This window comes from Haloferax sp. s1, assembly GCF_058382125.1.
Window position 1 is genome coordinate 1 of the sequence record NZ_JBZRPK010000141.1, and the last position, 1,334, is coordinate 1,334.

A 1,334-nucleotide genomic window follows, 5' to 3' on the forward strand; every position below is an offset into this window, starting at 1 on the left:
GATCTGCCCCGCCGCCGCTGGGAGAAACTCGCGGTGAACGCCGGCATCAACGCTGTTACCGCGCTCTCGCTGGTCGAAAACGGCTGCCTTGCGGCCAACGCGGCGAGCGAGGTCGCCCACCGGGCCGCCCGCGAAACCGCCCGAGTCGCCCGATTAGAGGGCGTTCGGCTCCCGAACCGCGTCGCTCGTGCGGCGATTGACCGAGTCGTCGAGAAAACGGCGAAGAATCGCTCGTCGATGCTGCAGGACGTGGAATCGGGCAAACGAACCGAAGTCGACGCCATCAACGGTGCGGTGGTCGATATCGCCGCCGAACACGACTTCGAGGTTCCGACGAATCGGACGCTCGCGGCGCTCTTGCGGGCGTGGGAGCGCGGAGAAGGGCTTCGGTAGGACGGAAACGCAGACAGGCCGCTATTCGAGATACCCGAGGTCGCGGAGTCGCTCTTGTGCTTCGTCGTCCATCTGGTCGACCGAGCCGTCCGAAACGTCGGTGTCGAGCGCGTCGGTCCACGCGCCGCCGGTGGCGTCTTCGAATTCACTGAGTGCGCGCTCCGTCTCGGCGATGGCTTCGTCGTCCGACGTGGCGAGGTTCTCTGTCTCTTCTGGGTCCGTGTCGATGCGGTACGCTTCGTCTGGAATCCGGTCGATTCGGGTGTACTTGGCATCGACTCGCCGGGCCGAGCGCATCCGGGAGTAGAACCGCGAATCCTCCGGGAGGACGATGCCTGCGCCAGATGCCTTCTCCTCTAATTGTTTGAGTTCGACAACGGGACGAGAGTACTCGACGAAGGCGTATTCGCCGTCTCGTCGCTGTCCGGGGTCGTCGTTCGTCGCCTTGGCGAAGTCGCGGTAGTCCGCGGACAGAAGCGACCGCGTGCGGTCGAGACCGACCACGTTGTCGCCGGGGCTGGCGGGTTCGCCACCCTCCACACCGAGCGAGTCGAGGACCGTGTGGTAGAGGTCGACCAGTTCGACCTGTTCTTCGTGTCGCCCCGTGCCGAGTGTGGGGTGTTTGACGATGAGCGGGACGTTGATGAGCGGGTCGTACAGACAGAACTCGTGGCCGTACAGGCCGTGTTCGCCGTGGAGTTCGCCGTGGTCGGCACAGACGACGACCATGGTGTCGTCCCACTGGTCGGTCTCTTTCAGGTAGTCGAACAACCGCGTGAGTTGGTCGTCGATATGGGCGATTTCGGCGTCGTAGAGGCCGCGGATGGCTTCCCACTCGTCGGACTCTATCTCGTAGGCACCGGCGTTGTACTCTTTTGAGTTCTGGCACACTTCGGTCGAGTCGACACCCGATGCGAACTCCGCTTTGTACTCCTCCGGTG

At 63.9% G+C, this 1,334-nt stretch carries 2 protein-coding genes; one reads left to right on the forward strand and one right to left on the reverse strand.

Annotated features, from left to right (window positions below; all coding sequences use genetic code 11):
• A partial coding sequence (locus QT222_RS01030) for a ketopantoate reductase family protein (RefSeq protein WP_491476015.1) occupies window positions 1–393 on the forward strand: 393 nt, incomplete at its 5' end.
• 21 nt (window positions 394–414) lie between these two features.
• Here QT222_RS01030 and QT222_RS01035 read toward each other — a convergent pair.
• On the reverse strand, window positions 415–1,334 hold a 920-nt coding region (locus QT222_RS01035; RefSeq protein ID WP_491476016.1), incomplete at its 5' end, for a sulfatase-like hydrolase/transferase.